Annotated in this window: 26 protein-coding genes and 1 tRNA gene; 20 read left to right on the top strand and 7 right to left on the bottom strand. The window is 59.2% G+C overall.

The genetic code is table 11. The features are described from left to right. Positions 1-81: 81 nt before the first annotated feature. Both HU811_RS11470 and HU811_RS11465 read left to right on the top strand, forming a co-directional pair. Positions 82-1386 carry an MFS transporter gene (locus HU811_RS11470; protein ID WP_092458753.1) on the top strand — a complete coding sequence of 435 codons (1305 nt, stop codon included), beginning with the start codon at positions 82-84 and terminating at the stop codon, positions 1384-1386. Positions 1387-1445: 59 nt separating this feature from the next. After that, positions 1446-2249, top strand: coding sequence for an IclR family transcriptional regulator (locus HU811_RS11465; protein WP_013693986.1), 804 nt, complete (start codon positions 1446-1448; stop codon positions 2247-2249). 6 nt (positions 2250-2255) lie between these two features. Here HU811_RS11465 and HU811_RS11460 read toward each other — a convergent pair whose 3' ends face one another. Continuing rightward, entirely contained in the window at positions 2256-3308 is a 1053-nt protein-coding gene (locus HU811_RS11460) for an NAD(P)-dependent alcohol dehydrogenase (protein WP_186655928.1), read from the bottom strand. Positions 3309-3487: 179 nt separating this feature from the next. Between HU811_RS11460 and HU811_RS11455 the strand changes: the two genes are divergently transcribed. After that, on the top strand, positions 3488-4378 hold the full coding sequence (locus tag HU811_RS11455; RefSeq protein WP_186655925.1) for an AraC family transcriptional regulator: 891 nt from the start codon (positions 3488-3490) through the stop codon (positions 4376-4378). A gap of 187 nt (positions 4379-4565) precedes the next feature. Here the strand turns inward: HU811_RS11455 and HU811_RS11450 are convergent, their stop codons facing one another. Next, the gene (locus HU811_RS11450; RefSeq protein ID WP_092399993.1) at positions 4566-6230 is read right to left on the bottom strand and encodes an electron transfer flavoprotein-ubiquinone oxidoreductase; all 1665 of its coding nucleotides are present in this window, start codon (positions 6228-6230) and stop codon (positions 4566-4568) included. 546 nt (positions 6231-6776) lie between these two features. Between HU811_RS11450 and HU811_RS11445 the strand changes: the two genes are divergently transcribed. From HU811_RS11445 to HU811_RS11395, 11 genes are all read left to right on the top strand, one after another. Continuing rightward, complete coding sequence (locus HU811_RS11445) at positions 6777-7526, top strand: electron transfer flavoprotein subunit beta/FixA family protein (RefSeq protein ID WP_014339477.1); 750 nt, start codon at positions 6777-6779, stop codon at positions 7524-7526. Positions 7527-7528: 2 nt separating this feature from the next. Continuing rightward, positions 7529-8458 (top strand): electron transfer flavoprotein subunit alpha/FixB family protein, encoded by a 930-nt coding sequence (locus tag HU811_RS11440; protein ID WP_092399991.1) that lies wholly within the window; start codon positions 7529-7531, stop codon positions 8456-8458. Positions 8459-8548: 90 nt separating this feature from the next. Further along, the gene (locus HU811_RS11435) at positions 8549-9373 is read left to right on the top strand and encodes a substrate-binding periplasmic protein (RefSeq protein ID WP_186655922.1); all 825 of its coding nucleotides are present in this window, start codon (positions 8549-8551) and stop codon (positions 9371-9373) included. Positions 9374-9382: 9 nt separating this feature from the next. Continuing rightward, the gene (locus HU811_RS11430) at positions 9383-9742 is read left to right on the top strand and encodes a DUF4398 domain-containing protein (protein ID WP_139049474.1); all 360 of its coding nucleotides are present in this window, start codon (positions 9383-9385) and stop codon (positions 9740-9742) included. Then, positions 9739-10548, top strand: a complete 810-nt coding sequence (locus HU811_RS11425; RefSeq protein WP_186655919.1) for an OmpA family protein — start codon at positions 9739-9741, stop codon at positions 10546-10548. The genes HU811_RS11430 and HU811_RS11425 overlap by 4 nt, the downstream gene beginning before the upstream one ends. Before the next feature lie 201 nt (positions 10549-10749). Beyond that, positions 10750-12189 (top strand): aminotransferase-like domain-containing protein, encoded by a 1440-nt coding sequence (locus HU811_RS11420; RefSeq protein ID WP_186655916.1) that lies wholly within the window; start codon positions 10750-10752, stop codon positions 12187-12189. A gap of 89 nt (positions 12190-12278) precedes the next feature. After that, positions 12279-12755, top strand: coding sequence for a translation initiation factor 2 (locus tag HU811_RS11415; RefSeq protein WP_186655912.1), 477 nt, complete (start codon positions 12279-12281; stop codon positions 12753-12755). A 138-nt stretch (positions 12756-12893) separates the two neighbouring features. Then, on the top strand, positions 12894-13148 hold the full coding sequence (locus HU811_RS11410; protein WP_092399981.1) for a YkgJ family cysteine cluster protein: 255 nt from the start codon (positions 12894-12896) through the stop codon (positions 13146-13148). Positions 13149-13186: 38 nt separating this feature from the next. Then, entirely contained in the window at positions 13187-13795 is a 609-nt protein-coding gene (locus tag HU811_RS11405) for an START domain-containing protein (protein ID WP_186655909.1), read from the top strand. A 138-nt stretch (positions 13796-13933) separates the two neighbouring features. Further along, entirely contained in the window at positions 13934-14170 is a 237-nt protein-coding gene (locus HU811_RS11400; protein WP_092399977.1) for a hypothetical protein, read from the top strand. Positions 14171-14373: 203 nt separating this feature from the next. Next, positions 14374-14715, top strand: a complete 342-nt coding sequence (locus tag HU811_RS11395) for a ribonuclease E inhibitor RraB (protein WP_092399975.1) — start codon at positions 14374-14376, stop codon at positions 14713-14715. Between the two features lie 94 nt (positions 14716-14809). On the opposite strand, the gene HU811_RS11390 is transcribed toward HU811_RS11395, so the two are convergent. Next, on the bottom strand, positions 14810-15622 hold the full coding sequence (locus HU811_RS11390; protein WP_186655907.1) for a c-type cytochrome: 813 nt from the start codon (positions 15620-15622) through the stop codon (positions 14810-14812). A 616-nt stretch (positions 15623-16238) separates the two neighbouring features. Here HU811_RS11390 and HU811_RS11385 point away from each other — a divergent pair. The 3 genes from HU811_RS11385 (at position 16239) to HU811_RS11375 (ending at position 20437) form a co-directional block, all read left to right on the top strand. Further along, positions 16239-17444, top strand: a complete 1206-nt coding sequence (locus tag HU811_RS11385; protein WP_092399971.1) for an acetyl-CoA C-acetyltransferase — start codon at positions 16239-16241, stop codon at positions 17442-17444. Positions 17445-17469: 25 nt separating this feature from the next. Continuing rightward, the gene (locus HU811_RS11380; protein WP_186655906.1) at positions 17470-19614 is read left to right on the top strand and encodes a 3-hydroxyacyl-CoA dehydrogenase NAD-binding domain-containing protein; all 2145 of its coding nucleotides are present in this window, start codon (positions 17470-17472) and stop codon (positions 19612-19614) included. An 88-nt stretch (positions 19615-19702) separates the two neighbouring features. Next, a complete protein-coding gene (locus HU811_RS11375) occupies positions 19703-20437 on the top strand; it encodes an amidotransferase (RefSeq protein WP_186655903.1) in 735 nt (244 codons plus the stop codon). A 99-nt stretch (positions 20438-20536) separates the two neighbouring features. Here HU811_RS11375 and HU811_RS11370 read toward each other — a convergent pair whose 3' ends face one another. From HU811_RS11370 to HU811_RS11360, 3 genes are all read right to left on the bottom strand, one after another. Next, on the bottom strand, positions 20537-21508 hold the full coding sequence (locus HU811_RS11370; protein ID WP_092399965.1) for a magnesium and cobalt transport protein CorA: 972 nt from the start codon (positions 21506-21508) through the stop codon (positions 20537-20539). Positions 21509-21684: 176 nt separating this feature from the next. After that, positions 21685-22407, bottom strand: a complete 723-nt coding sequence (locus HU811_RS11365; RefSeq protein ID WP_092458771.1) for a 1-acylglycerol-3-phosphate O-acyltransferase — start codon at positions 22405-22407, stop codon at positions 21685-21687. A gap of 214 nt (positions 22408-22621) precedes the next feature. Beyond that, complete coding sequence (locus tag HU811_RS11360; RefSeq protein WP_092458773.1) at positions 22622-23311, bottom strand: crotonase/enoyl-CoA hydratase family protein; 690 nt, start codon at positions 23309-23311, stop codon at positions 22622-22624. A 307-nt stretch (positions 23312-23618) separates the two neighbouring features. Between HU811_RS11360 and HU811_RS11355 the strand changes: the two genes are divergently transcribed. From HU811_RS11355 to HU811_RS11345, 3 genes are all read left to right on the top strand, one after another. After that, a tRNA-Ser gene (locus HU811_RS11355) sits at positions 23619-23708 on the top strand. 133 nt (positions 23709-23841) lie between these two features. Next, complete coding sequence (locus HU811_RS11350) at positions 23842-23991, top strand: hypothetical protein (protein WP_186655902.1); 150 nt, start codon at positions 23842-23844, stop codon at positions 23989-23991. Continuing rightward, positions 23988-24488 carry a nuclear transport factor 2 family protein gene (locus HU811_RS11345; RefSeq protein WP_225248422.1) on the top strand — a complete coding sequence of 167 codons (501 nt, stop codon included), beginning with the start codon at positions 23988-23990 and terminating at the stop codon, positions 24486-24488. Before HU811_RS11350 ends, HU811_RS11345 begins: the two co-directional genes overlap by 4 nt. 201 nt (positions 24489-24689) lie before the next feature. On the opposite strand, the gene HU811_RS27425 is transcribed toward HU811_RS11345, so the two are convergent. Then, positions 24690-24913, bottom strand: a 224-nt coding sequence (locus tag HU811_RS27425; RefSeq protein ID WP_225248421.1) for a hypothetical protein, incomplete at its 5' end; no start/stop codon positions are given.

Raw genomic sequence — 24913 nt, 5'->3', positions numbered from 1 at the left:
TGCATCGCGGGCAAGCCTTGCTCCCACAGGGTCTTGCTCAATCCTTGCCGTATTCGACAAATATAAAAAAGAGGCACTCACATGCAAGCGCACACCCTGAGCGCGCAAGCGTCGTTGGTGACGCCCAGCCGCAAGCGTTTTTTCATCATGGTCCTGCTGTTCATCACCGTGGTGATCAACTACCTGGACCGCAGCAACCTCTCAATCGCCGCCCCCGCGCTGACCAGTGAGCTGGGCATCGACCCGATCCACGTCGGGCTGATTTTCTCGGCGTTCGGCTGGACCTACGCCGCCATGCAGATCCCGGGTGGCTGGCTGGTGGACCGGGTGCCCCCGCGTATTCTGTATAGCGTTGCACTGTTGTTGTGGTCGGTGGCCACGGTGATGCTCGGTTTTGCCGCCAGCTTCATCGCGTTGTTCGTCCTGCGCATGGCGGTGGGGGCCTTGGAAGCACCGGCCTACCCAATCAATAGCCGCGTGGTCACCACTTGGTTTCCTGAGCGTGAACGGGCTACGGCCATCGGTTTCTACACGTCCGGGCAGTTCGTCGGGCTGGCCTTCCTGACGCCGGTATTGGCGTGGCTGCAACATGCTTTCGGTTGGCACATGGTGTTTGTCGCCACGGGTGCGGTGGGCATTCTCTGGGCGGTGATCTGGTACGCGGTGTATCGCGAACCGCGGGATTTCAAAGGGGTCAACGCCGCCGAGATCGAACTGATCCGCGAAGGCGGCGGGTTGGTGGATATACAAGCCGATACAGCCAAGGCCAAGTTCAGTTGGGCCGACCTGGGGATCGTCCTGACCCAGCGCAAGTTGTGGGGCATCTACCTGGGCCAGTTCTGCTTGAATTCCACATTGTGGTTTTTTCTGACGTGGTTCCCGACCTACCTGGTGAAATATCGCGGCATGGACTTCATCAAGTCCGGCCTGCTGGCGTCGTTGCCGTTCCTCGCTGCGTTTGTCGGTGTGTTGTGTTCCGGGTTCTTCTCCGACTGGTTGATCCGTCGCGGTTCCACGGTGGGGTTTGCCCGCAAGCTGCCGATCATCGGCGGGCTGCTGATCTCTACGGCGATCATCGGCGCCAACTTTGTTGAGTCGACACCGCTGGTGATCGCTTTCCTGGCCCTGGCATTTTTCGGCAATGGCCTGGCGTCGATCACCTGGTCGCTGGTGTCGACCTTGGCGCCCGCGCGGTTGCTCGGGTTGACGGGCGGGGTGTTCAATTTCATCGGTAACCTGGCGGCCATTGCCACGCCCATCGTCATCGGTTTTCTCGCCAGCGGCGATTCGTTTGCCCCGGCCATCACCTATATTGCCGTGCTGGCGTTGATTGGCGCGCTGTCCTACATCCTGCTGGTGGGGAAGGTCGAGCGCATCGAGTTGTAGTCCGACGGGGCGGGCGACCATAATGCCGCCCGTTCCCCGCTCACTGTTGAAGGCCGGCTATGCAGCAAGACGATCCAAAAATCACCAAGGACGCGGCGCCCACTGGCACCCAGACACTGCTGCGTGGTCTGGGAGTGGTCCAGGCGGTCGCCAGCGGTGCCCGTGACTTGAAGGAAATCGCCCGGTTGATCGGCACCACCCGCAGCACCACCCATCGCCTGGCCAGTTGCCTGGTGGATGAACGCTACCTGCGCGTGGTGCCGCAAGTGGGTTATCTGTTGGGGCCGAAGCTGATCGAGCTGGGTTTTCAGGCCCGGGAAGAGTTGCCGCTGGTGAGTCTGGCAGGGCCGTATCTGGACGAGTTGTCGGCGCTTACCGGTGACACGGTTCACCTTGCGATACGCGAGGGTGACGAGGTGTTGTACCTGCTGAAAAATCCGGGGCGCAATGGCCCGGAAATGCGTTCGCGCGTGGGCCATCGCATGCCGCTGGCGCGTACCGGGATCGGTAAGGCGCTGATGCTCGATGACTCTCAGGAACAATGGAAAAGGCTGTATGAAATCAGCTTGCCGGCGGGTGGGAAGAATCAGTTCTGGCCTCAGCATCAGGAGCAATCCTGGGAGCAGTTCCAGCAGCGGATGGTGGAGTATGTAGCGGGTGGTTATGCCTTCGATCTGGAAGACAACGAACCGTCGATTCGTTGTGTGGCGGCGCCGATCCGAGACGCCGGCAAGCGTATCGTCGCCGGTATCAGCATCGCCAGCACCGTACCGTATATGCCGCTGGAAAAAATGGCCGAGCTGATTCCCCTGGTCAAAGGGGTCACAGCCCGGCTGTCGGCCGAACTTGGCGCGAAGGTCTGACGAGCGTCAGGCTTTGAGCGTTGCCATGTCGATGACGAAGCGATACTTCACGTCGCCTGCGATCATGCGGCTGTAGGCCTCGTTGATCTGGCGGATGTCGAGCATTTCAATGTCGCAGCTGATGTTGTGTTCGGCGCAGAAATCCAGCACTTCCTGGGTTTCGGCAACACCGCCGATCAACGAACCGGCCAGGACCCGACGGCCCATGATCAAGTTGGCCGCATGGACTGGCGGATCGATCGGCTCGACCAGGCCCACCAGGATGTGTACACCGTCGAACCGCAGGGTACTGAGGTAGGGGTTGAGGTCGTGCTGCACCGGAATGGTGTCCAGCAGGAAGTTGAAATGACCGGCGGCAGCGGCCATCTGCTCGGCGTCGGTGGACACGATCACATGGTCGGCGCCCTGGCGACGGGCCTCGTCAGCCTTGCTCGCCGAGCGGGTGAACAGCGTCACTTCTGCGCCCATGGCCTTGGCGAACTTGATGCCCATGTGGCCGAGGCCGCCCATACCCAGCACGCCAACCTTGTCGCCGGCCTTCACGCCATAGTGCTTGAGGGGCGAATAGGTGGTGATGCCGGCACAGAGAATCGGCGCGGCGCCGGCCGGATCGAGGGTTTCCGGGATGCGCAGCACGAAGTGCTCGCTGACCACGATGCTGTTGGAATAACCGCCCATGGTGTGGCCGCCGCTCACACGGTCCGGGCTGGCGTAGGTTTGCGTCATGCCCTGATAGCAGTATTGTTCCAGGTCAGCGCGACAGGCTTCGCACTCGCGGCAGGAGTCGACCATGCAGCCAACGCCCACCAGGTCGCCGATCTTATAGCGTGTGACATTCGCACCGACGGCGGTGACTTTTCCGACGATCTCATGGCCGGGCATCAACGGATAAACGGCAATACCCCATTCATTGCGGGCCTGGTGGATGTCGGAATGGCAGACGCCGCAGTAGAGAATGTCGATCGCCACATCGTCGGCTCGCGGGCTGCGGCGTTCGAACTTCATCGGGGCGAGGGGAGTGGTGGCCGATTGGGCGGCATATCCGATAGCAGTGTACATAATGGACCTCGCTTGGCTGTGAACGGTGAGAGGGTCCATTTTGCGAGTCCTGCCGGTTTGGGGCGATGGCGATTTCTACGGATGTCATGCCTATTCCTCCGACGTTGGCTATGGTTTGATACTGCCAGGCGTCAGACCTGCGATGATGTTTTCATCCCTTTTTTCGCGAAGTTTTTCTCATGATGTTGACCCGCCATCTCGATGCCAACGCGGCGCTGGTTTCGCTGATCGAACCCCTGGCGACCCGTGACGGTTTTGTTCCTACGCCGCTGCCTGGCGTACAAGTCCTGCGGTGCAGCCAGGACATCGCCCGAGGTCCGCAGCTCTACGAGCCAAGCCTGGTGATCATTGCCCAAGGCAGCAAACTGGCTTACCTGGGACCTCGCACACTGGAGTACGGCGCTGGGCATTACCTGATCCAGGCGTTGCCGGTGCCGTTCGAATGCGAAACCTATGCCCTGCCCGATGCTCCGTTGCTCGGGATTTCCGTGGCGATTGATCGGGCGATGTTGGGGGAGCTGGTGCTGGCCATGGGGTTGACGCCGGGGCGAAGCCTGGCGGCGCAGACGCCGGAGTCCATGACCATCGCCACGCTCGATGGTGCTATGCGAGGGTGTGTCGAACGGCTGTTGCACTGCTTGCACGATCCGTTGGAGTGTCAGGTCATGGGCCAGGCGCGACTGCGGGAATTGCTGTTTGTCGTCTTGCGCGGGCCCCAGGCCGACGTACTGCGCGCGCTGGTGGAGCAGCAAGGCCAGTTTGCCCGGATTGCCGCTGCACTGAGCCATCTGCACGCGCATTTCACCGAGCCGTTGAACGTCGAGACGCTGGCCAGTTGCGCGAACATGAGTGCTTCGACCTTCCATGAACATTTCAAACGCAGCACGCTGTTGTCACCGGTGCAGTACCTCAAGCGCCTGCGTCTGCTCAAGGCTCAGCGGTTGCTGCTGATCGAGGGCATGGGCGTGGCCCAGGTTGCGCACCAGGTGGGGTATCAGAGTTCGTCGCAGTTCAGCCGGGAGTACAAGCGTTACTTTGAGCGCAGTCCCGGGGAAGAGCGCGCCGCTTGATCCCGCGCAGATCCCCCTGTGGGAGCGGGCTTGCTCGCGAAAGCGGTTTATCTATCAGTATTTTTGGTGACTGACACGACGCCTTCGCGAGCAAGTCCGCTCCCACATTTTGGACCGTGGTGGTTCTTGAAATCGCAGGCAACAAAAAGGCCCCCATGTCGGGAGCCTTGATGTTCAGCGAATCGGCTTACATGTTCGGGTAAGTCGGCCCGCCGGCGCCTTCCGGCGAAACCCAGGTGATGTTCTGTGCAGGGTCCTTGATGTCGCAGGTCTTGCAGTGAACGCAGTTCTGGGCGTTGATCTGGAAGCGTTTCTCGCCGTCTTCCTTGGTCACCACTTCGTACACCCCGGCCGGGCAATAGCGTTGGGCCGGTTCGTCATACAGCGGCAGGTTCTTGCTGATCGGGATGCTCGGATCGGTCAGTTTCAGGTGGCAGGGCTGTTCTTCTTCATGGTTGGTACCGGAGATGAACACCGAGCTGAGTTTGTCGAAGCTGAGCTTGCCGTCCGGTTTCGGGTAGTCGATCTTCTTGCAGTCAGCCGCCAGTTTCAGGCAGGCGTAGTCCGGTTTGGTGTCATGCAAGGTGAACGGCAGCTTGCCGGCGAAGATGTTCTGGTCGAGCCAGTTGAAGCCGCCGCCGATGATGGCGCCGTACTTGTGGATCGCTGGGCCGAAGTTACGACTGGCGAACAGCTCTTCATACAGCCAGCTGTTCTTGAAGCTGTCGACGTAAGCAGTCAGTTCATCACCGCCTTCGGATTCGGCGAACAGGCGATCGGCCACCGCCTCGGCGGCGAGCATGCCGGACTTCATGGCGGTGTGGCTGCCTTTGATCTTGGCGAAGTTCAGGGTGCCGAGGTCGCAACCGATCAGCGCGCCGCCCTTGAAGACCATTTTCGGCAGCGAGTTCAGGCCGCCCTTGCAGATAGCACGAGCACCGTAGCTGACGCGCTTGCCGCCTTCCAGGTACTGCTTGAGCACCGGGTGATGCTTGAGGCGCTGGAACTCGTCGAACGGCGACAGGAAAGTGTTGCTGTAGGACAGGTCGACGATCAGGCCGACGACCACCTGGTTGTTTTCCAGGTGATAAAGGAAAGAGCCCCCGGTATTTTCGGTGCCCATGATGTCCAGCGGCCAACCGGCGGTGTGCACCACCAGGCCCGGTTGATGCTTGGCCGGGTCGATTTCCCAGATTTCCTTCAGGCCGATGCCGTAGTGCTGGGCGTCGGCGTCGCTGTCCAGGTTGAAGCGCTTGATCAGTTGCTTGCCGATATGACCACGGCAGCCTTCGGCGAACAGCGTGTATTTGCCACGCAGCTCCATGCCAGGGGTGTAGAGGCCTTCCTTCGGCTTGCCTTCACGGTCCACACCGAGGTCGCCGGTAATGATCCCGCGTACGACGCCATTTTCGTCGAACAGCGCTTCCTGGGCGGCGAAGCCCGGGTAGATTTCCACGCCCAGGTTCTCGGCCTGCTGGGCCAGCCAGCGGCACAGGTTGCCCAGGGAAATAATATAGTTGCCTTCGTTGTGCATGGTCTTGGGCACAAAGAAGTCAGGGATTTTGCTCGCGGTCTCGGCGTTTCTCAGGACATAAATGTCATCGCGCACGACGGGCGTGTTCAACGGTGCCCCGAGTTCTTTCCAGTCCGGGAACAGTTCGTTCAGGGCGCGGGGTTCGAATACCGCACCGGAGAGAATGTGCGCACCGACTTCGGAGCCTTTTTCGACCACGCAGACGCTGATTTCCTTACCGGCTTCGGCGGCCTTCTGTTTCAGTCGGCAAGCGGCAGACAGGCCAGCGGGGCCGGCACCGACGATGACCACGTCGAATTCCATGTATTCGCGTTCCACAGGCTATCTCCTACTCAAGGCTCAACAGTTTTTTCTAATTGGAGGTTTGGCGTTGCATCCACGATCTGCTTCGCGAAATCGACGAAAGCGGCAATGAATGACCCGCGCTTCTCTCTTAAGCGGCGCATTATATCTACACCACTCTCAGGGTCCAATACAAACGTTTGTTTGAAATAGCCGCAGGCCAGATAAATCACTGACGTACGGCTTATGACTGACCATTTTGCCGTATTGACCGGAATGGGCGTTCCGGTCAAGATACGGGCGGTTTTGCGCTCGCCGTAGGCTGACTGTTGGTTCCAAGAGCACCTCTAAAGACAGGGCGAAGGCAGCACAAAGTGACGTATTGCGTGGTTCGGACGCGCAGTTTACACGCCGCGATAATGAATGACTTGTCGGTCATCACTGACGAACGGTCTTCACTCCCGTGAGCAAGGTCATGTGTGGTTCATGCCGGCGTTTTTAGAGGTGCCCTTGCGCCCATGAGCATCAACCGCCAGGTTCGCCTAGGCGACTTTCTTTTCACCGGAGAGTAACGAGGAATCCATGAAGGTTCTTGTAGCTGTCAAACGAGTGGTCGACTATAACGTCAAGGTTCGCGTCAAGGCGGACAACTCCGGCGTCGACCTCGCCAACGTCAAGATGTCGATGAACCCTTTCTGCGAAATCGCCGTAGAAGAAGCCGTACGCCTGAAAGAAAAAGGCGTGGCGACTGAGATCGTCGTCGTCTCCATCGGCCCGACCACTGCCCAGGAGCAACTGCGTACCGCGCTGGCGCTGGGTGCTGATCGTGCCATCCTCGTCGAATCCGCCGAAGACCTGACTTCCCTGGCCGTGGCCAAGCTGCTCAAGGCTGTGGTCGACAAGGAACAGCCATCGCTTGTGATCCTCGGCAAGCAGGCCATCGACAGCGACAACAACCAGACCGGCCAGATGCTCGCGGCATTGAGCGGCTACGGTCAGGGTACGTTCGCGTCCAAGGTTGAAGTGTCCGGCGACAGCGTTGCCGTGACGCGCGAAATCGACGGCGGCGCGCAGACAGTTTCCCTGAAACTGCCGGCCATCGTCACCACCGACCTGCGTTTGAACGAGCCGCGTTATGCGTCCCTGCCAAACATCATGAAAGCCAAGAAGAAGCCGCTTGAAGTGCTGACTCCGGACGCTTTGGGCGTTTCCACCGCCTCCACCAACAAGACCCTCAAAGTCGAAGCGCCGGCTGCACGCAGCGCGGGCATCAAGGTCAAGTCGGTGGCTGAACTGGTCGAGAAACTGAAAAACGAAGCGAAGGTAATCTAATTATGACTATCTTGGTAATCGCTGAACACGACAACAAAGTGCTGGCTCCGGCCACGCTGAACACTGTTGCTGCCGCTGTCAAGATCGGTGGCGATGTCCACGTCCTGGTAGCTGGGCAGGGCGCTGGCGCCGTGGCTGAAGCGGCTGCGAAAATCGCGGGCGTGAGCAAAGTCCTGAACGCTGACAATGCCGCTTACGCGCACCAGTTGCCGGAAAACGTTGCTCCTCTCGTCGCTGAGCTGGGCAAGGGTTACAGCCACATCCTGGCTGCCGCCACGTCCAACGGCAAAAACATCCTGCCGCGCGTTGCCGCTGCGCTGGACGTCGACCAGATCTCCGAGATCATCTCGGTGGAAAGTGCCGACACCTTCAAGCGTCCGATCTATGCCGGTAACGCCATTGCTACCGTGCAGTCCAATGCTGCGGTCAAGGTCATCACCGTCCGTGCCACCGGTTTCGACCCGGTTGCCGCAGAAGGTGGTTCGGCTGCCGTTGAAGCCGTAGGCGCTGCCCACGACGCCGGTATCTCCAGCTTCGTCAACGAAGAACTGGCCAAGTCCGATCGTCCGGAACTGACCGCTGCCAAGATCGTCGTTTCGGGCGGGCGTGGCATGCAGAACGGTGACAACTTCAAGCACCTGTACGCCCTGGCCGACAAGCTGGGCGCAGCCGTCGGTGCTTCCCGCGCCGCGGTCGACGCAGGTTTTGTACCCAACGACATGCAGGTCGGCCAGACCGGCAAGATCGTTGCGCCACAGCTGTACATCGCCGTCGGTATCTCCGGCGCGATCCAGCACCTGGCCGGCATGAAAGACTCCAAGGTGATCGTCGCGATCAACAAGGACGAAGAAGCGCCGATCTTCCAGGTGGCCGACTATGGCCTGGTAGCGGACTTGTTCGAAGCCATCCCTGAGCTGGAGAAGCTGGTCTAATCCGGCGTCTTCACTTATAAAGAGCCCGGCCCTTTGGCCGGGTTTTTTATTATCTGCACGTTGTTGTCACTGCAAGGGGAGCATATCGCCATGGATCTTCGCCGTTTGGCTGGCGTGTCGTTGCTGTGGGCGCTGGCCGTCGTGCCAAGTCTGTCTGTAGCCGCCGGCAAATGTGAACGCCTGATCGCCACCGGTAGCCCGGATGCGCCGCCCTACTTATGGCAAGACCCCCAGGACCCCAAGCACCTGATCGGCGCCAGCGCCGACCTGCTGGCGCAAGTGGCGACGGAGCTGGGGATCAAGATCGAATTGCTCTATGCCGGCAAGCGTGCCCAGGCACTGGACGAAGTGCGCAGCGGACGCATGGACCTGCTCGTCGACGCCGCGCTGACAACCAGCGGGCTTGAAACCCTGGACTACGTTCATCCGCCCCTGCTGGAGAACGATTACCTGGTGTGGACTCGCAAGGATTCGACACTGGTCATCACTCAGCCCGAGGACCTTCAGGGGCATCCCGGGGCATTGTCGCAAAAGGCGCGAATGACCCAGGCCTTTGGCGTGTTTGCCGAGCAGCAATTGTCCCTGACCCGTACCCCCAACCTGACTGAAGCCTTTCAGAAACTGCTGCTGGGGGAGGTGGAGTATGTCCTGGCAGGGCGTTACTCGGGCCTGGCGATGGCCCAGACATTGGGCATGGCCAATGACCTGCAGGCCGCGCCGCAACCGGTGGATGCCCCGGGGCTGTTCCTCGCGGTTTCCCATAACTCCGCCTGCAATGACCCATGGTTGCGCGGACAGCTGGCGCAAAAGATGACAGAATTGGCCGCGTCCGGCCTGACGGAGGCTGTGTTGCAGCGCAATATCGAGCGTTGGAAAACACAGTTGCAGCCACCTGTTGGTGCCCCAAAACAGTAGGGAACATTAGTGACTATTCGACCTCTTTTCGCTGCCCTGGCCGTACTGGCTCTGGCGGGTTGCGCAGCCGATCCGGCGCCGAATGAACAGATTCGCCTGACCGAACAGGCGCTGGAGCAAGCCCGCGCCGTGGGCGCCACATCCGAAGAAGTGCCCGAGTTGAAACTCGCCGAAGAAAAGTTCGCCCGCGCCAAGTCCAACATGGCCGATGAGTCGTTCAAGAAGGCCCGCATGCGCGCTGAGCAAGCCGAATTGGATGCACGCCTGGCCGAAGCGAAGGTGCTGACCCTCAAGGGCGAGGAACATCTGAACGTGCTTAACACCCGCATCGAGCGCTTGCGCAAACAGTTGAGAGATGATGCCCAATGAAGCAGTCCCAAGTATTTGGCGGCCTGATTCTCGCGGGCCTGGCCAGCTTGTACGGTTGCGCGGGTCAGCGCAGCGACGTGGCGCTGGAAAAAGCAGGTGCCGACTTCCAGAAGGTCAAGGAAGACTCCAACGTATTGCGAGCCGCGCCCAAGGACGTCATCCGCGCCGGCGAATCCCTGGCCCGGGCCGATCGTTTGTCCAGCTACTGGGGTAGCAGCGAGGATGTGCTGCATTACGCCTATCTGAGCCAGCGTTACAGTGAGATTGCCCGTGAGCACAGCAATCAGGTGCTCAATGAGGAGCGCGCGGCGAAGCTCGAACTGGAACGCCAGCGTCTGCAACTGGCCCTGCGCGAGTCCAAGTTGCTGAGTGTCCAGCAACAGGGCAAGTGGCTGGAAGAGCAGATCATGGCGATGGCGACCACCCAGACCGATCGCGGCCTGGTGATGACGCTCGGTGACGTGCTGTTCGACACCGGCCAGGCGCAGTTGAAGAACTCGGCCAACCGGGTTGTGCTCAAGATCGTGCAATTCTTGCAGCTCAACCCCAAGCGTGTGGTGCGCATCGAAGGTTACACCGACAGCACCGGCGGCAAGCAGGAAAACCTCAAGCTGTCCCGTAACCGGGCCCAGGCGGTGGCGGACGTGCTGGTGGACTTGGGGATCGACGAAAAGCGCATTCAGGTCGAAGGCTACGGGGATGAGTTCCCGGTCGACGTCAACGCTTCCGAGCGTGGTCGGGCACAGAACCGTCGGGTTGAAATTGTGTTCTCCGACGAGAAAGGCCAGCTCGGCGCCGCCCGCTAAGGGTTGCGTTGCTGGAAAACCCGGCCCCTTCAGAGGCGCCGGGTTTTTTTGGGCCTGCGAATCAGTCATTCATGAGTAACAGTTGGGGCTGTCACTGCCCTGTAGGGTCGAGTAATCTGGCAACTGTCCCAGTACACTTCTAAACTGTTCCGGTATTATCTGTCACAAAAATAAAATGCCCGTGAAATCGAGTGCTGCGTCATGACCAACCTCTTGCTCTATCAACGTATTGCCCAACAACTGGCTGAAGACATCCGGCGCGGTGTGTATCAGCCCGGTGAACGTGTGCCTTCGGTGCGCAAGATGAGCTCGCAGCTCAACGTCAGCCATGCGACGGTGCTGCAGGCCTACGCCAACCTTGAAGATCAGGGGCTGATCCGCGCGCGGCCGCAGTCCGGTTATTACGTGCATCAAACCCCGGCTCTGACGGCGCCGACGCCGGACATCGCGCGGGTAGAGCGTCCGGGGCTGGTCACGCGCAGCAGCATCATCCAGCAGGTGTTGGTTGAGTCGCGCCGCGAAGGGGTATTTCCCCTGGGCGCGGCGGTGCCGAGCGTCGACTACCTGCCTGTACGGGCGCTGCACCAGCAATTGGCCAAGGTCACGCGCTTCCACAGCCCGCGGGCGTTCAGTTACATGTTCAGCCCGGGCTTTGAACCCTTACGGCGTCAGGTGGCGATTCGCATGCGCGATGCCGGGGTCGTGGTGGATCCCTCCGAGGTGGTGATCACTCACGGTTGCGTGGATGCCCTGCAAATGTCCTTGCGAGTGCTGACCCGGCCAGGAGACCTGATCGCCGCCGAATCGCCGACCTACTACGGCTTGCTGCAACTGGCGGATCTGTTGGGCCTCAAGGTCATCGAGATCCCCAGCGACCCGGTCACTGGCATGAGCCTGGAAGCCCTGCAACTGGCGGCCAACCAGTGGTCGATCAAGGCGCTGGTGCTGACCACGCGTTTGAGCAACCCCCTCGGCGGGACGATGCCCGAGGAGCGGCAAAAACAACTGTTGCGCCTGGCCTCGGATTTCGACATCCAAGTCGTCGAAGACGATATTTATGGCGAGTTGATGTTCGAGCAAGGACGCACCAAGGCGCTCAAGGCCTATGACCGGTTGGACCGGGTCATTTACTGTTCGAGTTTTTCCAAGACGTTGTCACCGGGCGTGCGCATTGGCTGGATGATCGCCGGTAAATTCCAGCAGGAAATCCAACGGCTCCAGACCTTCAGCACGCACTCGGCATGCAGCGTCACGCAAATGGGCATTGCGGCGTACCTGGAAAATGGCGGCTATGATCGGCACTTGCGTTATATCCGCCAGGAGTACCGCAAAAACCTCAGTGCCTTTCAGTTGGCAGTGCAGCAATACTTTCCCGAAGGTACGCAAATGAGCCGTCCCACTGGAGGCTTCATTCTATGGGTCAGCCTGCCGGGACGGGTCAACACCCAGGAGTTGCATGTACGGGCGCTGCAGCAAGGTATCAGCATTGCGCCAGGGCTGATTTTCAGTAACACCGAACAGTTCAACCATTGCATCCGCCTCAATTGCGGTACGCCTTGGAACCGCGAGGCCGAACGGGCCTTGATGACGCTAGGCCTGCTGGCCACCCAACTGTGCCAGGAGACCGCCAGCGGTTTTTGATAGAAACTGGCGGCCCCCACCTGATGTGCTTGTCAGCGGCTGATTAACAGGCGAGCATGGGGATCTCTGCCGTAAGTGCCGTAGTGTCTATGAAAGCCATTGCTCCTGCCGCCTGGGTTTTGATCGGCCTGTTGACTGCCTTCCCTTCGGAAGGTGTCGTGGCTGCGTCGGCGCAGGAGAAGCCGGCCGCCAGCGCCACTAAAAACGCGTCGAAGAAAAAACCGGCAGTGGTTAAAAAAGCCCCCGCTAAAAAAGCCGCAGCAGCGAAGAAAAAACGTGCCCCGGTCGCCTCCAAGAGCAAGTCTGCCCGTGAGGTCGCCAAGACCCGGTTACCGCCGGCCAAGCTGGATTTGAGCCTGCCTCAAGACATGGTTGAAGATCTGCAGCCTCCGGGTGCGGTGCCGTTACCCAAGCGTGAGCCTTTGTTGCCCTCCATGTTTGGGGAAAAACCGGGACCGTTTCAACTCAATGGCCGCTTGCTGAGCAATGAAATGCAATTGCCTTTGCGCAATCAAGAGCGCAATGAAGTCGAAGGTGCGGCGTTGGATTTCGAATTCAAGCAGTAATCCTCCCATCTCGTCGCTGACTGTATGGTCATCCTGGCGTAAAAGAAAAAACACACGGACGGTAATTTAAAACGAGTGTTTTAGCCGTTACTCTGTGTTCTGTTACCAATCATTACTTGTCGTGAGGATGTTGTCGTCATGAAATGCCGCGAGGGCTGTGGCGCCTGCTGCATCGCCCCTTCCATCAGTTCGCCGATTCCTGGCATGCCCCACGGCAAACCGGCGGGCGAACGTTGCGTGCAGCTGTCAGTCGATAACCTGTGCCGGATCTTTGGCCAGCCGGAGCGGCCGATAGTGTGCTCGGCGTTTGGGGCCGATATCGAGGTTTGCGGCAACAGCACTGAAGACGCCATCCGGCTGATCGGTTGGTGGGAGCAAATCACGGCAGCGTAATGGGCCAGTTCGGAACTTCGATAACAAGGAAAAAAACTATGGGTTCGCTGCATCGTATGGCTGTGTTGTGTGGTTTGACCGTGCTGCTGGCAACGGCTACCGCCCAGGCAGAAGACTGGAAAGTCGCCAAGGAAGAGGACGGCATCAAGGTTTCCCTCAGTGAAGTGGCCGGTTCCAAGTACAAGGCCTACCAAGGCGTGACCGTCATGAAAACCACCATGGCCAAGCTGCAAGCTCTTCAGGAAGATGTTTCGGCTGCCTGTGCCTGGATTCACGAATGCGAGAGCCAGGAGCTGCTCAAGCATGAAGGCGACCAGAGCTGGACCTACACCCAGTTCAACACGCCCTGGCCGGTTACCCCGCGGGACTCGGTGTTGCAAGTGACCACCGTCAAAGGTGCCGATGGCAGCCTGACCCGCAACCTCAAAGGCGTGCCAACCTACCTGCCGGAAAAAAAGGGTTTTGTACGGGTCACTCAGGTCGAAGGCTTCTGGAAATTCACGCCCAAGGACGCCGGCCAGATCGAAGTGATCTATCAGGTCCACACCGAACCAGGTGGCGATGTTCCTTCCTGGCTGGCCAACAAGTTCGTAGTGGATGCGCCGCTCAATACGTTGAAAGCCTTGAAAGAACGTGCCGAGAAATAATCGCTGGCGCTGCTTGAAAAAACCGCCCATGAGGCGGTTTTTTCATGCCTGCCGTCCACCGACTGAGCGGAACGATTGTTCAACCCTCAATGTCGAGATAAAGGTAAGCCAGGCCCTGAATTGATCGAGGAGACACCGATGCAAAAGTGGGAAATCACTTTCGTTGATGATCACGGCGAAGCCATCGCCGAGCAGTTCGACTATGACCAGGAGCCCACCATGGAGCAGGCTGCGCAATTGATTCGCCAAAAGCTGCTTCCAGTACCCGCCAAGCTTGATCTCAATGACCTGGAGGGTCGCACCGAAGACCCTACGGTCAAGAGTCTCAAATCCCAGCACAGTATCGAAATCATCAGCATTACACCGATTTCATGAAGTTCACTGCCTGGCCCCGCTTGGCAGCGACCACGACTTACAGCTACTCTGCAATTGAGATCAGCGAAAGGATCGCTTAGGTCCGGTCTTGTCAGCTACATGCTTGTGTCCCGACGGTCATTTGATGCCGTATCGCTGCAGCCCAGGGGGTTGCCCGCACGGGAAGACGGAAAGTCTATCCATCGGTTTGAGGAGGACGTTTCATGAGCACAGCCTATCAAGAAGACATCAGCACCAGTGTGCTTCGCCGCATGAAAGAAGGCGGTTTCGATTTCTCACAATTCCATCCCATCGAGTTCTACGCCATTTTCCCGGATGAGGAGCGGGCGCGCAGGGCGGCAGGTCAATTTCGGGGTGAGTCATTGAATGCACAGATCAGCCCTCGGGACGACGGGGCCTGGTCATTGGAGTTGAGCCGGGTGATGTACGCCACCTACGATGACATTGGAGACTTCGAACAAAACTTCGAGGCCGTGGTGGAGCCTTTGGGTGGCATCATCGAAGGTTGGGGTGTCAAACAGGAAATACGGCGCCTGCACGCCTGATCGTTCATTCACGCAACCCGAGCAACGGCTGACCTATGTGTCGGCCGTTTTCATAGGTGTGCTCCCACAAAATCACCTCACCCACAGAGCTGACTCATGGGGTCAACGGCTGTTTACGCCCCGCCATATGCTTGAGATATCCCACCAGCAGCTCCAGCTCCGCATCCGGCAATACCGTGGCCGAGAACCCCGGCATCTTCCCTTGGGGCCAGCGCCGCAGACTTTGTGGGTCGCGGATATAGCGCTTGAGGAAATCCCCGGAAAAGTACTCGGTAGGATTGAAAGGGATGTTCAGGTCCGGGCCAAACTGCGCGTCGCCTGCGCCGTTGAGTCGATGGCATGCCAGGCAGTTTTTCTGGAACAGTTCAAAGCCCTTATAGACCGGGTCATCCTGAGTCACCGTGGGCGCTGGCAACAGGGCAGGGAAGCGCTCGGCTACCGCTGACAGGCGCTTGATGGTCGCCACCGCGTACGGCCATTGTTCGGGGCTGATGTGACCTGCCTGAGGGTGGGTCCAGACCAGATAGAAGGGCCCGGCGCTGCCCTTGCCTTCACCCAGCGCGGGCCAGGGTTGGGCCGGGTCTTCAATCGCCAGCCAGGCCTGAGCACCGGTGCTGTTGAGTAACGGTGCCGCGGGCAATTCGGCGGCAAATCCGTCCAGCGCCACGGCCTGGAGATGGTCGTCGGGGCGTACCCCGGTCAACAACGCGGTCAGCGGCACGGCGCGATAACTCATCGGCTTTTTGTAGGAAACGTCTTCAGCGATCTGAATCGTTCGGGCCTCAGGGTGCTGGAGCAGTTCTTCGGTCTGCCAGGTGCGGGCAGTCGTGCCCAGCTCCAGCACCAGCTGCGCGGCAAACAAGGGCGTGCTGAGCAGCAGCGCCCCGAACACAATGAGAGCTTTCACGAGGATCGTCTTCCATGTCGAAGGAGTGCCGCAAAGGTTGGCACAGCTACTGCGACTCGAACAACGAGCCTGTCACATTTTTTGGCGATACAAGCGATAGCGCTTGCCGATGATACAGGCGCCCGCGCGCAGGATTCAGCCGATCATCTTGGTGATATTCGGCACAATCAACAGCAACGTCGTGGCGAAGAGGATGAGTCCGGCTTGGCGAACTTTCGAATGTTTGAACATGGCTGACCCGCCTTTTTGTTATTTCCTGAGGCCAGCCTGAATATCTCCTGGCGGCTGGCGTTGCACTTCCTGTCTGACAAGCGCCTCGGCAAAACCCGACGACTATCTTGTACAAGGATTACATTAGGGGCCGCAGCCGCCTTGGTTTAGATCCAATTCGTATTAGTTTGCTGCTATCCGCTCTTAAAATGATATGAGGCCTAGTGCCACCTTCGTGAAGGCCCTTTTGCTAGACACTTTGCTCACCTGAATCGGTTAACCCGATAGCAGGCTACCGTTCGTCTGAGCGTGGCCGTCAACGTCGTTGAGCACTGCGGTCATTGAATCTCGGGCCGCTGGGCTTATGGTTGGAGCCATTGCATTGCCCCAGTGGTTTGAGGATGTCATGACCGAAGCTTTGATTTTTGATGCATTACGCACCCCCCGTGGCAAGGGCAAGGCCGATGGCGCTCTGCACAGCGTCAAACCGGTGAACCTGGTGGGCGGCCTGCTCACTGCCCTGCAGCAGCGCATGGGCCTGGACACCAGTCAGGTTGACGATATCGTGCTCGGTTGCGTGACGCCGATCGGTGATCAGGGCGCCGACATCGCCAAGACCGCCGCGCTGATCGCCGACTGGGATGTCAGCGTGGCAGGCGTGCAGCTCAACCGGTTCTGTGCCTCGGGCCTGGAAGCGGTAAACCTGGCGGCCATGAAAGTGCGCTCCGGGTTCGAGGACTTGGTGGTGGCCGGCGGTGTCGAATCCATGTCGCGCGTGCCCATGGGCAGCGACGGCGGCGCTTGGGCGCTCGACCCCCAATCCAACCTGCAGGGCCACTTCACGCCTCAGGGCATCGGTGCCGACCTGATCGCCACCCTGGAGGGCTTCAGCCGCGAGGACGTCGATGCTTTCGCGCTGCACTCCCAGCAAAAGGCCGCCCGGGCCCGGGCCGACGGTTCGTTCAACAAATCCCTGGTGGCGGTGCGGGACCAAAATGGCATCGTGCTGCTGGATCACGACGAATTCATCCGTGCTGACTCGACCCTGGAGGGCCTGGGCAAGCTCAAGCCGAGTTTCGAAGCCATGGGCCAGATGGGTTTCGACGCCACGGCGCTGCGGGTCTACAGCCATGTGGAACGGATCAACCATGTCCACACGCCGGGCAACAGTTCCGGCATCGTCGATGGGGCGGCGCTGATGCTGATCGGCTCCGAAGCCAAGGGGCAAGCCCTGGGGCTGCAACCGCGGGCGCGGATTGTCGCCACGGCGGTCACCAGCACCGATCCGACCATCATGCTCACCGGCCCGGCGCCAGCTACCCGCAAGGCTCTGGTCAAGGCGGGGCTGCGGGTGGAGGACATCGACCTGTTCGAAGTCAACGAAGCGTTCGCCTCAGTGGTGCTCAAGTTCATCAAGGACATGGCCATCGACCCCGCCAAGGTCAACGTCAACGGCGGCTCCATCGCCATGGGGCATCCTTTGGGGGCTACAGGCTGCGCAATCCTCGGCACTTTGCTCGATGAGCTGGAGGCGCGTCGCCTGCGCTATGGCCTGGCGACGCTGTGTGTCGGCGGCGGCATGGGCATTGCCACCGTTATCGAACGTCTCTGAGCCCCGACTTCAAGGAATACTTTTGATGAGCGATGCCATCCGCTACGAAACCGGCCCGGATCAGATTGTCGTCCTGACCCTGGACATGCCAGGCCAGAGCGCCAACACCATGAATGCGACGTACCGCGAGGCCATGGCCGCCTGCGTCGCCCGGTTGATTGCCGAAAAAGACTCGATTGCCGGAGTGATCATTACCTCGGCCAAAAAAACCTTCTTCGCTGGCGGCGACCTCAACGAATTGGTCAAGGTTGAGAAACCCCAAGCCAAGGCATTCTATGAAATGGTTCTCGGGCTCAAGGCGCAACTGCGTGCCCTGGAAACCCTGGGAAAACCGGTGGTGGCTGCGATCAATGGCGCGGCCCTGGGCGGCGGCTGGGAAATCTGTCTGGCTTGCCATCATCGTGTGGCGCTGGATCATCCATCGGTGCAGATTGGCCTGCCGGAAGTCACCCTGGGCCTGTTGCCAGGTGGCGGCGGGGTGGTGCGGATGGTGCGCTTGCTTGGCTTGGAGAAAGCCTTGCCGTATTTGCTCGAGGGCAAGAAGGTACGCCCGCAACAGGCGCTGCAGGCCGGTCTGATCGATGAGCTGGCGGCGGATCGCGAGGACCTGCTGAACAAGTCCCGGGCCTGGATTCTGGCTAACCCGAGCGTGGTTCAGCCTTGGGACGCGAAGGGCTATCAGATTCCGGGGGGCACACCGTCGCATCCGAAAGTCGCGCAGATGCTGGCGATAGCCCCTTCGATCCTGCGCGACAAGACCCAGGGTTGCCTGCCCGCGCCGGAGAAAATTCTCTGCGCGGCAGTGGAAGGTGCCCAGGTGGATTTCGACACCGCCCACGTGATCGAAACCCGCTACTTCACTGAGCTGACCACTGGCCAGGTGGCCAAGAACCTGATCGGCACGTTCTGGTTCCAGCTCAACGAAATCAAGGCCGGCGGTTCGCGCCCCCAGGGCTTTGCACCTTATCTGACGCAAAAAGTCGGGGTACTCGGCGCCGGCATGATGGGGGCTGGTATCGCCTACGTCAGCGCTATGGCCGGCATTGCGGTGGTGCTCAAGGATGTCAGCCTTGCCGCCGCCGAGAAGGGCAAGGCTCGTGCGGCGGCGCTGCTGGATAAGAAGGTCGCCCGCAGGCAGCTCACCGCCGAGCAGCGCGAAGCCACGCTGGCGCGGATTCAAACCACTGACAGCGACGCGGACCTGGCCGGTTGCGATCTGGTCATTGAGGCGGTGTTTGAAGACCGCGCCCTGAAAGCCAGTGTCACAGCCGCTGCCCAAGCGGTTGTTGGGGTGGACGCGGTGATCGCCTCCAACACCTCGACCCTGCCCATTACCGGCCTGGCGACGGCTGTACCGGATCAGACGAAGTTCATCGGCCTGCATTTCTTCAGCCCGGTGGAAAAAATGCCCTTGGTGGAAATCATCAAGGGCGCCCGCACCAGCGACGAAACCCTGGCACGCGCTTTCGATTTCGTTCTGCAAATCAACAAGACGCCGATTGTGGTCAACGACAGTCGAGGCTTCTTCACTTCCCGGGTATTCGGCACCTTTACTAACGAAGGCATCGCCATGCTGGGTGAGGGCGTGAGCGCGCCGATGATCGAGACCGAGGCGCGCAAGGCCGGCATGCCAGTGGGGCCTCTGGCAATCTCTGACGAAGTGTCCCTCAGCTTGATGAGCCATATCCGCGTGCAAACCGCCAAGGACCTGCAAGCGGAAGGGAAAACACCGACCGAGCACCCGGCGTTCGCCGTGATTGACTTGCTGCTCAACGAATACAAGCGGCCAGGCAAAGCAGCCGGGGCCGGTTTCTACGAGTATCCGGCCGACGGGCAGAAACATCTGTGGCCGGAGCTCAAGAATCGTTTCGAGAATGCTGACGGGCAGATTTCGCCACAGGACATCCGCGATCGCCTGCTGTTCATCCAGGCCCTGGAAACCGTGCGCTGCGTGGAGGAGGGCGTGCTCACCTCCACGGCGGACGCCAACGTCGGTTCGATTTTCGGTATCGGTTTCGCCGCCTGGACTGGCGGAGCCTTGCAGTTCATCAACCAGTACGGCCTGCTGGATTTTGTCGCCCGCGCTCAGTACCTGGCCGAGCAGTATGGCGAGCGTTTTTCACCGCCGGCCTTGTTACTGGAGAAAGCCGCCCGGCAAGAACGGTTCTGACTGGCAGGGGAAGGGGCTTGCCTTGGGACGGTGTTTCAAGGCACGCTCAGGGTGTGCAATATTCCCATCATCGTGTCAGGTATTTTTTATGTCGTTGCGCATCTGCATTTTGGAAACCGATATCCTGCGTCCGGAACTGATCGACCAATATCAGGGTTACGGGCAGATGTTCCAGCGCCTGTTTTCACAACAGCCCGTCGCGGCTCAGTTCATTGTGTATAACGTGATGCAGGGGCAATACCCCAACGACGATGAGGTGTTCGACGCTTATCTGGTGACCGGCAGCAAAGCCGATTCCTTCGGCACCGATCCCTGGATTGAAACCCTCAAGACCTTCCTGCTGGAGCGCTACCAGCGCGGCGACAAGTTGCTGGGCGTATGCTTCGGTCATCAACTTCTGGCGCTGTTGCTGGGCGGCAAGGCCGAGCGTGCGAGCCAGGGCTGGGGCGTGGGGACACACCGCTACAAGCTCGCGGCCAAGGCGCCGTGGATGAGCCCGGTGATGGAAGAGCTGACCCTGCTGATCAGTCATCAGGATCAGGTCACCGAACTGCCGGAAAACGCCACGGTGATCGCGTCCAGCGATTTTTGCCCGTTCGCGGCCTACCACATCAACGATCAGGTGCTGTGCTTCCAGGGCCACCCGGAATTCATCCACGATTATTCCCGGGCGCTGCTGGAGATTCGCCAGCAACACCTGGGCGAGCAGATCTACAGCCAAGGCATGGCCAGCCTTGAACACGCGCATCACGGCACCACAGTGGCTGAATGGATGATGCGTTTCGTTGCGCACAAGCCTGAGACCGCAGCGGCCCAAGACTAAAACACCATCGCCTCCCATACTTGATAGGCAGACGATCAAGTGTGGGAGCGAGCCTGCTCGCGATGAATGTCACCCCAGCCTCAACGGCATACAAGCCGTCTACAACCACCCCGATCGCTTGAAGCTCCCCCACAACGCGGTACAGCCCACCGCAATAAACCCAAGCACCAGAAAATACCCGTAGTGCCAGGTCAATTCCGGCATGTTCTCGAAGTTCATCCCATAGATGCCGGCGACCGCTGTGGGGAACGCCAGGATCGCCGCCCATGCGGCGAACTTGCGCTGCACCACGCTCTGGCGCGACGCTTCGAGCAGCACGCCGATTTCAATGGTCTGGCTGGCGATGTCCGCCAACGTCGCCAGGTCTTCCATTTGCCGCGTGACATGAATCTGCACATCGCGGAAATACGGACTCATGTTTTTGTCGATGAAGGGAAAGTCCAGTCTTTGCAGTTCTTCGCTGATTTCCACCATCGGTGCTGCATAACGACGCAGGCGTAATACGTCACGGCGCAAGCTGTGCAAGTTCTGAATATCCCGCTCGTTCAGGGCACTGCACAGTACGTTGCGCTCCAGCTCATCGATCTCGGCATGGATGGCTTCACCCACCGGCTGGTAGTTTTCAATGACGAAATCCAGGATGGCATAGAGAACGAAATCTTCCCCGTGCTCCAGCAGAATGGGCCGCGCCTCGCAGCGCTGTCGCACGTGGGCGTAGGACGCCGAGTGGCCATTGCGGGCGGTGATGATGTAGCCGTTGCCGGCGAAGATATGCGTCTCGATGAACTGCAGCTTGCCATCCCTGCGCACCGGCGAATACGTGACGATAAACAGCGCATCGCCAAAGGTCTCCAGCTTGGGGCGGCTGTGCTTTTCCATCGCGTCTTCAATCGCCAACTCATGCAGGTTGAATTGGCGCTGCAGATTGGTCAGCTCCTGGGTGCTGGGCTCTTCAAGGCCGATCCACACAAAATGACCTGGTTTGGCTGCCCAGGCGCTGCCTTCGTCGAGGGTGATGTTGGTGACTTTCTTACCGGCGCTGTAAACCGCAGCAGCAACGACTCTACCCATGATGGTGGTTCACTTCTTCTTGGAAAATGGCAGTGGCAGGCAATCTGTAGCTTAGTGTGCCTTGCTGCTTGAGAGTCAGCAAAATCCGCCGAGTTCGCCGGTAGAGTCAAATGCCATGCAGGTAACAGAGTCGATCGGGCTTCTGTGCCCGGCTGGCTATTGTTTTAACTGAGTCGTCAAACAGCCTGCACCTGCCGGTCCATCGCCGCGATGCACTCGCGCATTTGCTCACGGCATTGGGCGATGAGCCGGGGCATGTCATCCAGGCTCAATCCTGCTGTAGGAATCGCTGGCAGCGAGCGTATGAGAATGTCACCGCTGCGCCAGCGATTGAGGCGCATGTGCTTGATGTAACTGCTGACGCACACTGGAATAATCGGCACCCCGGCGGCGATCGCCATCTGGAAAGCACCTTTCTTGAAGGGCAGCAGATCCTCGCCGAGATTGCGCGTGCCCTCCGGGAACACCCAGATCGATGTGTCCTCATGCTGCAACGTATGAGTAGTGGTCAACATCGACTGGCGCGCCTTGATCGCGTTCCCTCGGTCGATCAGCACATTGCCCGCCAGCCAGAACAATTGCCCGAACAACGGCACCCACTTCAGGCTTTTCTTACCGATGCACACGGTGCGGTAGGGCACGACGTTGCCGAACACGAATAGGTCATAGTTGGATTGGTGGTTGGCAATGATCACGCAGCTCTGGGACTTGTTTACCAGCGTGTCGACCTCGGCCTTCACCCGCAGACGCAAAATGCACATGGCGGGCCACGCATACAGCCTGGCGCATAAACGGCTGTTGTCTGGATTGAACGGCCGACACAGCCCCAGGATCACCCCGAGCACACCCGCCAGCACAAAATGCAGACCCATCAACAACATACGCAATACAAAGAGCATCTACAGGCCCCATCGGGACAAAAGGTGGCGCAGTGTACGGATGTGCACTGTTTTCGGCAATTGCCGCTATAGAGGTAGGAGATGGGCGATGTTTGAGCGCATGTTTCCGATTAGCGTGTCAGAAGCAGGCTAGAGCGGTTGTCGTTTTTTAAACGACGCGCGTAAGAAAAAGCCCGACGCTGAAGTCGGGCTTTTCGTTTTATCCTGTGGAGGGTTAACCCATGTGCTCCTGATCCAGCAGGATTGCACTGTCCAGCGTCTCCAGCAGGGCCTTGCGCACTTTCAGCTTGGTGTTCTTGTGGGCGGTCATGTTGATTTTTTTCAACTGACGCGCCGCCTCCAGCGCCGCACCTTGCAGTTCATCGGTCGACACCACCTTGTCGAGGAAGCCGGCATCCACAGCGCTCTGCGGGTTGAACATCTCGCCATTGATCACCGAGCGATGAAACGCGGATTTGCGCAGGCGATCACGGGCCAGCTCGATACCGGCGTGGTGCATGGTCATGCCGATCTGCACCTCGTTCAAGCCAATGCTGAACGGTCCATCGACACCGATGCGGTAATCCGCCGACAGCAGCAGGAACGCACCCTTGGCCACTGCATGCCCAGGGCACGCGACAACAACAGGGAAGGGGTGCGACAACAGGCGACGGGCCAGGGTCGAGCCGGCCGTGACCAAACTCACCGCTTCCTTGGGACCGGCGGTCATTACCTTCAAATCGTAACCACCGGACAAAATCCCCGGTTGCCCGGTAATGATCACCACCGCCCGATCCGCCACAGCCTGATCCAGCGCAGTGTTGAACGCGGCGATCACATCCGGCGAGATGGCATTGACCTTGCCGTTGTTCAAGGTCAGGGTCGCGATACCGTCTTCGAGATGGTAGGCAATCAGGTCGCTCATGGCGCTATTCCTTGTAAGAGAAGTGACGCAGACGTTACCCACCGCCGCAGGCCAGGTAAAGCGCCGTGACTGACTCACCGGTCAGCCCCCAGCCCCCATAAACCGTCTGGCCGCCCCATCGCCCGCGCCTTGCTCCATAGAACACTGCGCGCACAAACCCGAAGATTGGCCGGTTTGCCATGCTCCGCCGCGTTTGAAATGCCCGATCACCTTAACCGCATGAAAATTCTGAAAAAAACCTTTGCCATCGGAAAAGCTTTCGACTACATTAGCGCGCCTCGACAGACTGAACAGTTTGCCGAGACACGGTGAAGTGTCCGAGTGGCTTAAGGAGCACGCCTGGAAAGTGTGTATACAGGAAACTGTATCGAGAGTTCGAATCTCTCCTTCACCGCCACATTCTGAAAACACAAACCCCTGATTTTCCTAGAGAAAGTCGGGGGTTTGTGGTTTTTGGTGTCTGAAAAAGGGCGATATGGGAACGATATGGGACCGGAGGGCGAATACCCGCGTGCTGGCGGCAACCACGCATGAACCAGACGCAGGTCTCCGCGCCGTTCCACCAAGCAGCATCAGGCAACCTCTCAGCAGCATCGAGCAAAAGCTTCCGCGCCCATGCCGTTAAGGTTCCTCTTGAAGAGGTTCCTATCAACGATATTGTTGTGAGAAGAAGATCATGACCCCATGGATGAGTTTGGCTGTGCGCCTTCATGCTGTCGCGCTGTGTTTGGTGCTTTCAACGAACACGGTTTCAGCGTCGCAAGCCGCTGATCAAAACATCAATACCGACCTGGTGCGCCAAGCGTTTACTAACTGGCAGCAAGGCCAAGGCACGGTTTTCGATCTGCTGGCACCCGACGCAACGTGGACCGTATCTGGATCAAGCCCGGTTTCCGGTGTGTACAACAGCAAGACGGATTTAATCGAACGAGCCGTACGACCCATCACCGCTCGGCTGGCGACGCCCATTTCCCCGACCGTCCAGAGCATTGTGGCCGAGGACGATGTCGTGGTGGTTCTCTGGAAGGGTGAAGCCATGGCGCTTGACCGCAAGCCCTACAACAACTCTTACATGTGGCACATGACATTCAAGAATGGCCAGATCACAGAGGTGAAAGCTTTTCTGGACACCTATGTGTTGAACGATCTGATGGAGCGGGTGAAGCCTGTGCAGTAATCGGGTCAGTCGGCAACCCGTTGCTCATAGCTCTTTGAGTGCTGGCTCATCCTCGCGCATCGGCTAAGATTGGCTCAGAACAAAAACGAAAGTGAGCAGTCTTTTAGATACAAAATTCAACTCACCCCGAGGTTGCGTAATGAGCCTGATTGATTGCCCTGAATGCTCTTCCCGAATTTCCGACAAGGCCTACGCCTGCCCTCAGTGCGGTAACCCCTTTCGGGAACCAAGTTTCCGCCTGACAGAAAAGAATGTTGGCCAAATTGCCGGAGTTACCGGTGTTTGGCTCACGGCGCCTTGGATAGCCCGAATGGTATTCGGGGTGGTGTTGGTGATAGCGGTGGCCGCCGTGTTGATTCTGCGCTGATGCGCAGCGAAAACCGGCATTGGGTTGTCATAAAAAAACGGCTCGTCGAATAGACGAG

Origin of the sequence: Pseudomonas tehranensis (assembly GCF_014268615.1) — a bacterium.
In the GTDB taxonomy this organism is placed as follows: domain Bacteria; phylum Pseudomonadota; class Gammaproteobacteria; order Pseudomonadales; family Pseudomonadaceae; genus Aquipseudomonas; species Aquipseudomonas tehranensis.
This window is presented reverse-complemented; position numbering and strand designations above follow the sequence as displayed.

Coding starts and splice junctions, on each gene's coding strand:
- HU811_RS11420 (WP_186655916.1), top strand. CDS start 10,750: ATGACCAACCTCTTGCTCTATCAACGTATTGCCCAACAACTGGCTGAA.
- HU811_RS11365 (WP_092458771.1), bottom strand. CDS start 22,407: ATGCTCTTTGTATTGCGTATGTTGTTGATGGGTCTGCATTTTGTGCTG.
- HU811_RS11410 (WP_092399981.1), top strand. CDS start 12,894: ATGAAATGCCGCGAGGGCTGTGGCGCCTGCTGCATCGCCCCTTCCATC.
- HU811_RS11425 (WP_186655919.1), top strand. CDS start 9,739: ATGAAGCAGTCCCAAGTATTTGGCGGCCTGATTCTCGCGGGCCTGGCC.
- HU811_RS11415 (WP_186655912.1), top strand. CDS start 12,279: ATGAAAGCCATTGCTCCTGCCGCCTGGGTTTTGATCGGCCTGTTGACT.
- HU811_RS11400 (WP_092399977.1), top strand. CDS start 13,934: ATGCAAAAGTGGGAAATCACTTTCGTTGATGATCACGGCGAAGCCATC.
- HU811_RS11350 (WP_186655902.1), top strand. CDS start 23,842: ATGAACCAGACGCAGGTCTCCGCGCCGTTCCACCAAGCAGCATCAGGC.
- HU811_RS11405 (WP_186655909.1), top strand. CDS start 13,187: ATGGGTTCGCTGCATCGTATGGCTGTGTTGTGTGGTTTGACCGTGCTG.
- HU811_RS11465 (WP_013693986.1), top strand. CDS start 1,446: ATGCAGCAAGACGATCCAAAAATCACCAAGGACGCGGCGCCCACTGGC.
- HU811_RS11470 (WP_092458753.1), top strand. CDS start 82: ATGCAAGCGCACACCCTGAGCGCGCAAGCGTCGTTGGTGACGCCCAGC.
- HU811_RS11380 (WP_186655906.1), top strand. CDS start 17,470: ATGAGCGATGCCATCCGCTACGAAACCGGCCCGGATCAGATTGTCGTC.
- HU811_RS11345 (WP_225248422.1), top strand. CDS start 23,988: ATGACCCCATGGATGAGTTTGGCTGTGCGCCTTCATGCTGTCGCGCTG.
- HU811_RS11385 (WP_092399971.1), top strand. CDS start 16,239: ATGACCGAAGCTTTGATTTTTGATGCATTACGCACCCCCCGTGGCAAG.
- HU811_RS11455 (WP_186655925.1), top strand. CDS start 3,488: ATGATGTTGACCCGCCATCTCGATGCCAACGCGGCGCTGGTTTCGCTG.
- HU811_RS11440 (WP_092399991.1), top strand. CDS start 7,529: ATGACTATCTTGGTAATCGCTGAACACGACAACAAAGTGCTGGCTCCG.
- HU811_RS11370 (WP_092399965.1), bottom strand. CDS start 21,508: ATGGGTAGAGTCGTTGCTGCTGCGGTTTACAGCGCCGGTAAGAAAGTC.
- HU811_RS11395 (WP_092399975.1), top strand. CDS start 14,374: ATGAGCACAGCCTATCAAGAAGACATCAGCACCAGTGTGCTTCGCCGC.
- HU811_RS11435 (WP_186655922.1), top strand. CDS start 8,549: ATGGATCTTCGCCGTTTGGCTGGCGTGTCGTTGCTGTGGGCGCTGGCC.
- HU811_RS11375 (WP_186655903.1), top strand. CDS start 19,703: ATGTCGTTGCGCATCTGCATTTTGGAAACCGATATCCTGCGTCCGGAA.
- HU811_RS11460 (WP_186655928.1), bottom strand. CDS start 3,308: ATGTACACTGCTATCGGATATGCCGCCCAATCGGCCACCACTCCCCTC.
- HU811_RS11360 (WP_092458773.1), bottom strand. CDS start 23,311: ATGAGCGACCTGATTGCCTACCATCTCGAAGACGGTATCGCGACCCTG.
- HU811_RS11445 (WP_014339477.1), top strand. CDS start 6,777: ATGAAGGTTCTTGTAGCTGTCAAACGAGTGGTCGACTATAACGTCAAG.